This window comes from Teichococcus globiformis, assembly GCF_042646265.1.
Classification (GTDB): domain Bacteria; phylum Pseudomonadota; class Alphaproteobacteria; order Acetobacterales; family Acetobacteraceae; genus Pseudoroseomonas; species Pseudoroseomonas globiformis.
The window spans coordinates 135,334-143,199 of sequence record NZ_JBHRTN010000002.1 but is presented as its reverse complement, the minus strand read 5'-3'; the positions used below and the strand labels follow the sequence as shown (position 1 = coordinate 143,199).

At 68.0% G+C, this 7,866-nt stretch carries 7 protein-coding genes; all 7 read left to right on the top strand.

From position 1 onward, the window contains the following. On the top strand, positions 1–196 hold a 196-nt coding region (locus ACFOD4_RS00880; protein ID WP_379592633.1), incomplete at its 5' end, for a hypothetical protein. 319 nt (positions 197–515) lie between these two features. Next, positions 516–1,433, top strand: coding sequence for a dihydrodipicolinate synthase family protein (locus ACFOD4_RS00875; protein ID WP_379592631.1), 918 nt, complete (start codon positions 516–518; stop codon positions 1,431–1,433). Positions 1,434–1,660: 227 nt separating this feature from the next. Continuing rightward, positions 1,661–3,181: an ABC transporter substrate-binding protein gene (locus ACFOD4_RS00870; RefSeq protein WP_379592629.1), complete on the top strand. Its 1,521-nt coding sequence runs from the start codon at positions 1,661–1,663 to the stop codon at positions 3,179–3,181. Then, positions 3,181–4,131 carry an ABC transporter permease gene (locus ACFOD4_RS00865; RefSeq protein WP_379592627.1) on the top strand — a complete coding sequence of 317 codons (951 nt, stop codon included), beginning with the start codon at positions 3,181–3,183 and terminating at the stop codon, positions 4,129–4,131. The genes ACFOD4_RS00870 and ACFOD4_RS00865 overlap by 1 nt, the downstream gene beginning before the upstream one ends. Before the next feature lie 37 nt (positions 4,132–4,168). After that, the gene (locus ACFOD4_RS00860) at positions 4,169–6,019 is read left to right on the top strand and encodes a dipeptide/oligopeptide/nickel ABC transporter permease/ATP-binding protein (RefSeq protein ID WP_379592625.1); all 1,851 of its coding nucleotides are present in this window, start codon (positions 4,169–4,171) and stop codon (positions 6,017–6,019) included. Beyond that, entirely contained in the window at positions 6,016–6,981 is a 966-nt protein-coding gene (locus ACFOD4_RS00855; protein WP_379592623.1) for an ABC transporter ATP-binding protein, read from the top strand. The genes ACFOD4_RS00860 and ACFOD4_RS00855 overlap by 4 nt, the downstream gene beginning before the upstream one ends. A gap of 37 nt (positions 6,982–7,018) precedes the next feature. Continuing rightward, positions 7,019–7,843: a creatininase family protein gene (locus tag ACFOD4_RS00850; protein WP_379592621.1), complete on the top strand. Its 825-nt coding sequence runs from the start codon at positions 7,019–7,021 to the stop codon at positions 7,841–7,843. The last annotated feature ends 23 nt before the right edge of the window (positions 7,844–7,866 follow it).

Sequence of the window (7,866 nt, the reverse complement as noted above, 5' to 3'; positions counted from 1 at the left end):
ACCACGTCAGCCGAAACACCAACCCAGCCAAATCCGCCCCAATCAAAAGGCAAATCTAACCAAACCAATACTTCCAGAAAAACCCGATGCAATTGTCAATCAGCGTGGGTCGGTATTTACTGGCTTCAAGCAAGCTCGTCAACCAGTTTTTTTACCAACCCTCAGCGCCGTTACTTTCCGACTACTTGGTGGTTGAGGATTTCAGTTATCCACAAACCAAACCGAATCTCGGAACAACTTTGCCGACTTCCTCTGGTTCAGAGCCGCAAGGGCGCCGTACCGGAGGCAGGGGGCGGCTTCTAAGCCCGCCCATCCGAGGAGTCAAACAGGTTTCTGCGCCCTTCCGACAGATTCCTTCGCCCCGGCTTTTGGCGCCCTCTTCCCTCCCTCACCCAGCAATGCTCAGAATACCGCCGGGTGCCGCGGCCTCATGCCCGGCCACCCCAATACGTGCCATCCGTCGGAGCAGGCACGCCGACACCGGAAGCCCGGACCACAGGAGGAAACGAAACAGCATGCCCGGACCCTATCGCGGCGTTTTTCCCGTCGCCCCCACCGTGTTCGACGATCAGGGCAGGCTCGACCTCGACGGCCAGCGTCGCGCCATCGACTTCATGATCGATGCCGGCTCCCAGGGCCTCTGCATCCTGGCCAACTTCTCCGAGCAATTTGTGCTGACCGATGCCGAGCGGGAGGAGGTCATGGACGCTGTGCTGCGCCATGTGGACGGGCGGGTCCCGGTGATCGTCACCACCACCCATTTCGCCACCCATATCTGTGCCGAGCGAAGCCGCCGCGCCCAGGAGGCCGGTGCGGCCATGGTCATGATCATGCCGCCCTATCACGGCGCCACCATCCGGGTGCCTGAACTGGCCATCTTCGACTTCTTCCGCCAGGTATCCGACGCGATCGACATCCCGATCATGATCCAGGACGCTCCGGTGGCCGGAACTCCTCTCTCGGGCCCCTTCCTGGCCCGGATGGCCAAGGAGATCGCCAATGTGTCCTACTTCAAGATCGAGGTGCCGCAGGCGGCGGCGAAGCTGCGCACCCTATTGGAGTTGGGTGGCGATGCCATTATCGGGCCCTGGGACGGTGAAGAAGCCATCACCTTGATGGCCGACCTTGATGCGGGCGCTACCGGGGCCATGACCGGCGGGGGCTACCCGGATGGTATTCGCCAGATCATGGACCCATGGGTTGCCGGGGACCGGGCCGCCGCCATGGCCGCCTACAATCGCTGGCTGCCGCTCATCAACTACGAGAACCGCCAGTGCGGGCTGCTGGCGGCCAAGGCGCTGATGCAGGCCGGCGGCGTCATTCGCTCGGACCGCGCCCGCCATCCCCTGGCACCGCTGCACCCCGAAACGCGCAAGGGATTGCTGGAGTTGGCGGGCGCGCTGGATGCCCAGGTGCTGCGCTGGGGCCGCTGATCCTTTCCTGCCGCGGCGCCCGGATGGCGGGGGCCTGCGCTTTTCCCGGGCAGACTTGCCCAAAGGCCGCGCACTGACCGAAACGTCAGGCTCCGCTGACCGAGCGGCCGGTAGCAGTGCCTGCCATGCCGAACCTGGCGCAAGGCTTGCAAGCCGCGCCAGGGCGCTTCCACGGGAAGCACCGCCGCCGTGACCAACGGCTCCGCCCCTGGCTGGAGTATTCGCTTATGATCACCATGGCCCGTCGATCCCTCCTCCTCGCCGGTGCCGGCCTGCCCTTCCTTCGTCCATGGAAGGCTGCCCGCGCCGCCGAGGGCACGCTGCGTTACGGTCTCTCCGCCTACCCGCCCAACCTGCAGCCCTGGGTCAGCACCGGCAGCGCCGCCGGCACGATCAAGCTGCTGACCCACCGCCGGCTGGTCGGCTACAACCGGGAAGGCCAGCTGGAAGGCGAGGCGGCGGACTCCTGGTCGCTCGATGCCAGCGGCGCCTGGGTGTTCCGCCTGCGCCCCGACATCGTGTTCCACAACGGTGAAACGCTGACGTCGGAAGACGTGAAATGGACAGTGGAGCAGGTCGCCAGCGAGCGTTCCACCGCTTTCATGCGGACGCAGTTCCAGGCCATTGAGCGGATCGAGACGCCGGACCCGCGTACCATCCGCTTCATCACCAAGGAACCGGCAGCGACGCTGCCGGAATGGTTCGGCGGCTACAACATGCCCATCGTGTGGCGCGGCTCGGAACCGCGCGAGCCGATCGGCGCCGGGCCCTACCGCCTCACCGCGCAGGAGCGCGGCTCTTCCCTCGAACTGACTGCCTTCGACGGCTATTTCAGGCCGGGCCGCCCGCGGCTGAAGACCATCCGCATCATCGTCTATGCCGATGAGAATCTGCGCATGGCCGCCTTGCAGTCGGGCGAGGTGGACATGATCGAGATGGTCCCATGGCAGTTCATGGCCGGTATCGAGGCCGACCCCGCCTTCCAGCTCGATGCCGTGGAGGGTCCCTTCATGGACGTCCTGTTCAACGGCGCACGGGGCCCCTTCGCCGATGCCCGCGTACGTCGCGCCGTGGCGCACGCGATCCGTCGGGAGGACATCGTCAAGGTGGCGTTTTTCGGCCGCGGCAAGGTGCTGGAAGGTGTGCCGATCGTCGAGGGCACGCCCTACTGGGATGCGGAGCTGTCCCGCGGCTGGAACTACGACCCGGCCCGCGCCAAGGCATTGCTGGCCGAGGCCGGCCACCCTGACGGCTTCCAGACCACGCTGCTTTCCACCGCGCAGTTCAACATGCACAAGGACACGGCGGAGGTCGTGCAGCAGCACCTCGCCGCGATTGGCATACGCTGCGAACTTCGCCTGCCGGACTGGTCCACCCGCGTCAGCCTGGGCACGCGTGGCCAGTACGAGATCGCGATCCACGGCACCTCGGCCGACAGCAACGACCCGGACGGGCTGACGCCCGTGCTGGACACCAACCTGTCGCCCTCCCACGGACGCTCTTTCGGCGTGAAGGCGCCGCGCACCGCCGCCCTGCTGGCGCGGGGGCGCTCGGAACTGGACGCGGCGAAGCGCGTTCCGATCTACAAGGACATGCAGCGCGCCGCGCTGGAGGAGGTGCCCATGGTCGGCCTTGCCTGGCGGTCCCAGGGCTTCGCGATGAAGTCCGGCCTTTCAGGCTTCAAGACGCTGCCTGGCGCCCTGACCGCCTTGTCCGTCTCGCAACTCGAAGACATGGCCTTCGGCTGATGCTGTGGATCCTGCGCCGCATCGGCATTTCCATCGCCCTGGCCTGGCTGGTGGCGACCATCGTCTTCATGACCCTGCACATGGTGCCGGGCGATCCGGCCGAGCTTCTGCTCTCGACCGGTGGCACCATGCCAGACCCCGCCGCCGTGGCCGAGTTGCGCGATCGGCTCGGCCTCGACCGCCCCTTGCTTGATCAGTATGGCGCCTTTCTCGTCGGGCTGAGCCAGGGTGATCTTGGCGTATCCCTGATCGACGACTACCCGGTGCTGGAGGAAATCGCGCTGCGCTTGCCGCGTACGCTGGAGCTGATCCTGGCAGGCACCATTCTGTCCGTGATCATCGCCATCCCCGCCGGCACCTATGCCGCCCTGCACCGCGGCGGACTGTTCGACCGCATCGCCTCCGGCGCCGCCGCATTGCTGCTGGCGGTGCCCGTCTTTGTGGTCGGCACCCTGCTGATCCTGGTGCTGGCGCAGATGCTGCGGATCATGCCGGCCGGCGGCTATGTCCCCCTGGCCGATGACCCGCTGCGGCACCTGACGTTGCTGGCCATGCCCGCCATCGCCATCGCCAAGGGGCTGGCAGCGGTGCTGTTCCGCATGACCCGCGCATCGGTGCTGGATGCCTTGTCGCGCGACTACGTGCGCACCGCCCGTGCCAAGGGCCTCACCGGACGCCGGGTGCTGGTCAAGCACGTGGTGCGCAACGCGCTGACGCCGGTGCTGACCGTGCTTGGCCTGCACATGGGCACGCTGCTCGGCGGGACGGTGCTGGTGGAATACGTGTTCAACTGGCCGGGCATGTCCACGCCGCTGCTGCGCGCCGTGGAAGCGCGGGACTACCCGATGGTGGTGGGCATTGTTCTGACCATCTCCGGCCTCTTCCTGCTGATCAACCTGATCATGGATCTGCTCTACGCCGCCCTCGATCCGCGGATCCGCGCCGCATGAGCACACTCCCTCCCCTGCCCCATCCGGGAGAGCCGGCATGAAGCGCCTGATCATCCCCGGCACGCTGGTCGGCCTGATCCTGCTGGCCGCCCTTGTTGCGCCGCTGCTGGGTCTGGCCGACCCCGTGGCCCAGGACATCGCCAACCGCCTTGCCGGACCGATGGAGGGTTCGCCCCTCGGCCGCGACGAATTCGGCCGCGACGTGTTTTCACGCCTGATCTGGGGCGCCCGAACCAGCCTCGGCGTGGCCTTCGCCTCGGCCCTGATTGCCGGTGTCATCGGCACCGCCTTCGGCCTGATCGGCGGTTGGTTCCGCGGCCTCGGCGAACTGCTGACGGTGCGCAGCATGGACGTGATCCTATGCTTCCCGCCCGTGCTGCTGGCCCTGCTGGTGGTCACCCTGATGGGTCCGGGCGCCGGCACGCTGATCCTGGTGCTGTCGATCCTCTACCTGCCCGGCTTCGCCCGCGTCACCTATGCCGAGGTGCTCTCGGCCCGCAGCCACGATTATGTGGAGGCGGTGCGCGCGCTCGGTGCCCCGGCGCCGCGCATCCTGTTGCGCACCGTTCTGCCGAACGTGGCGGGACCGGTGCTGGTGCAGCTCAGCCTCGCCGTCGCCTCCGCGGTGGTGCTCGAATCCGGACTGTCCTTTCTCGGCCTCGGCGTGGTGCCGCCCGCCCCCTCCTGGGGGCTGATGATCCGCGGCGCGCGCGCCACCATGGAACAGGCGCCGATGCTGCTGTTCTGGCCCTGCGCCGTGCTGACGCTGACCATTCTGGCCATGAACCTGCTCTGCGACGCGCTGCGCGATGCGGTGGATCCGCGGACCGGCGGCACCCGCTCCCGCTTCCGCGCCGTGGACCGTCTGCTGCCCGGCCTGCTGCCGGCTGCCAGGGGCAACCCGGAAACGGTGCTCGACGTGCGGGGCCTGACGGTGGAGATCGATACGCCGCGCGGGCCGATCCGCCCGGTGCAGGACGTGTCCTTCGAGGTGCGCGCCGGAGAAACGCTGGCCATTGTGGGCGAGAGCGGCTCAGGCAAGTCGGTCAGCACCACGGCGCTGATGGGGCTGTTGCCGCCGGCGGCCCGCGTCGCGGCAGGCGAGGCCTGGCTGGGCGAGACAGAGCTGTTCCGCCTACCGGAGGCCGAGATGCGCAGGCTGCGCGGCGGCCGCATGGCCATGGTGTTCCAGGACCCGATGAGCAGCCTGAACCCCGTGCACCGGACGGGCGACCAGGTGGTGGAGGCCATTCTCGCGCATCAGCGCATTTCCCGGGCCTCGGCCTGGCGCCAGGCGGAGGCGCTGTACCGCCGCGTCGGCATCGCCGACCCCGAGCGGCGCATGCGCGCCTTCCCGCACGAGATGTCGGGCGGCATGAAGCAGCGCGTCATGATCGCCATGGCGCTGGCCAACCGGCCGAAGCTGCTGATCTGCGACGAGCCCACCACGGCGCTGGACGTGACGGTGCAGGCGCAGATCCTGGATCTGCTGGCCGAGCTGCGGCGGGAAACCGGGACGGCCATCATCTTCATCACCCACAGCCTGGGCGTGGTGGCCGAGATCGCTGACCGCGTGGCGGTGATGTATGCCGGGCAGGTGGTGGAACAAGGCACGGTGGCCGAGGTGTTCCAGAGCCCCCTGCACCCCTACACCCGTGCGCTGCTGGCCGCTGTGCCGGAAGGCGACCACCCGCCCGCCGGCATTCCCGGCATCGTACCATCCCCGCATGCCTTTCCGCCGGGCTGCCGCTTCGCTCCGCGCTGCGCCCATGCCCGGCCGATCTGCACCGCCGCCCCCTCGGTGCTGGAGGAGGCCGAGCCCGGCCGCAATGTCCGCTGCATCCGCTGGGACGAGCTGACCCCGCACCATGAGGAGATGCCGGCATGAGCGGTGCGCTGATCGAGGCGAAGGGCCTGTCCAAGACCTTTCCCGGCAAGGGCATGTTCCGCAAGTCGAAGCCGGTGCAGGCGGTGCGTGGCATCGACATCTCCATCGCGCGCGGCGAAGCGGTGGGCGTGGTCGGCGAGAGCGGCTCCGGCAAGAGCACGCTGGGGCGGCTGATGCTGGGGCTGATGCCGGCGAGCGATGGCAGCGTCACCGTGGAGGGTCGCCCGCTGGCCGATTTCACGGGCGGCGAATGGCGCAAGCTGCGCCAGCGCCTGCAGATCGTGTTCCAAGACCCCTATGGCAGCCTGGACCCGCGCCGCCGCATCGGTGCGCAGATCGCCGACGGCATCAGGTTGCACGGCAGGGGGGACGCGGCGCAGCAGGTGGCGGCGCTGCTGGACAGGGTCGGCCTGGACCCCGCCCACGCGCAGCGCTTCCCGCATGAATTCTCCGGCGGCCAGCGGCAGCGCATCGGCATCGCGCGTGCGCTGTCCACCGCGCCGGACTTCCTGGTGGCGGACGAGCCGGTCAGCGCGCTGGACGTTTCCATCCAGGCCCAGGTCCTCCAGCTGCTGGACGGGCTGCGGCGCGACCTCGGCCTGGCCATGCTGTTCATCAGCCATGACCTGCCGGTGGTGGCGCATCTCTGCGACCGTGTGGTCGTCATGTATCTGGGCCGCGTCATGGAAGAGGGACCGGCGAAGCCGATCTTCCACCGCCCCGTCCATCCCTATACTCGCGCCCTGCTCTCGGCCACGCCGCGCCTCCATGCCGCGCAGCGTACTGAGCGCATCCTGCTGCAGGGCGATCCGCCGAGCCCGGCCAACCCGCCTTCCGGCTGCGTCTTCCGCACGCGCTGCCAGTACGCGGTGGAGGCCTGCGCCCAGGTGGTGCCCGATCTCGCGCCGTTCGGCGATGATGGCCGTCGTGTGGCCTGCATCCGTGCCGCCGAGATCAGCTGACAACCAACTTTCGCCCACACCAGGAGAGCGCCCGACCATGGCACAACTGACCAACCCCAAGGTGCATATGGGCACCATCACCGGCGGCGAGGGGCGCGAGCTCTACGCCCAGAAGCCGGTTGTGCTGCTGCCCATGGGCAGCCACGAGGACCAGGGACCCCATGCCCCGATGGGCGACTATCTGCTTGCCGAGAAGGTCGCCGAGCTGGCCGCCCTGCGCGCCACGGAACTCGGCACCCGCACCGTGGTGGCGCCCGTGCTGCCCTTCGGCGGCGCCGACCATTTCGGTCCGATGATCGGCGGCATCGCCATCACCCAGGGCACGCTGGAGCTGGTGATCGGCGACATGATCGATTCGCTGTTCCGCAACGGGCTGACGCGGGTGATCATCATCAACGGCCACGGCGGCAATGTCGGCCCCATCTCCGAGGTGACCCGCGATGTCTACCGCCGTGACGAGGTGCTGATCCCCAGTCTTTACCTGTGGCGCATCGCCTACGGCATGCTTCCCGGCATTGTTGGCGCAGAGAAAGCCAAGGCTGTGTCGGGCCATGGCGCCGATCCGCTGACGAGCCTCGGCCTCCACCTCTTCCCCGAGCTGATCCGCAAGGAGATGGTGCCACCGGCGAAAAAGCTGAAGCCGAACGCTCAACTCGGCATCCCGCACACGGCGCTGGGCCTGGGTTCCTTTGACGGAGCGGAGATCGGGCTACCGGTCGAATATGACGAGATCTACAACGAGGGCGTCGCCGGCGGTGACCCGAACCTGTCCTCCGCCGAGACGGGCGCGGCGCTGACGGAAAAGCTGGTCGATGTCACCGCCCGCTTCATTCGCCACTACGACGACAAAATGCCTGGCTGACCGACAGGCCGGCGGCACCCTGC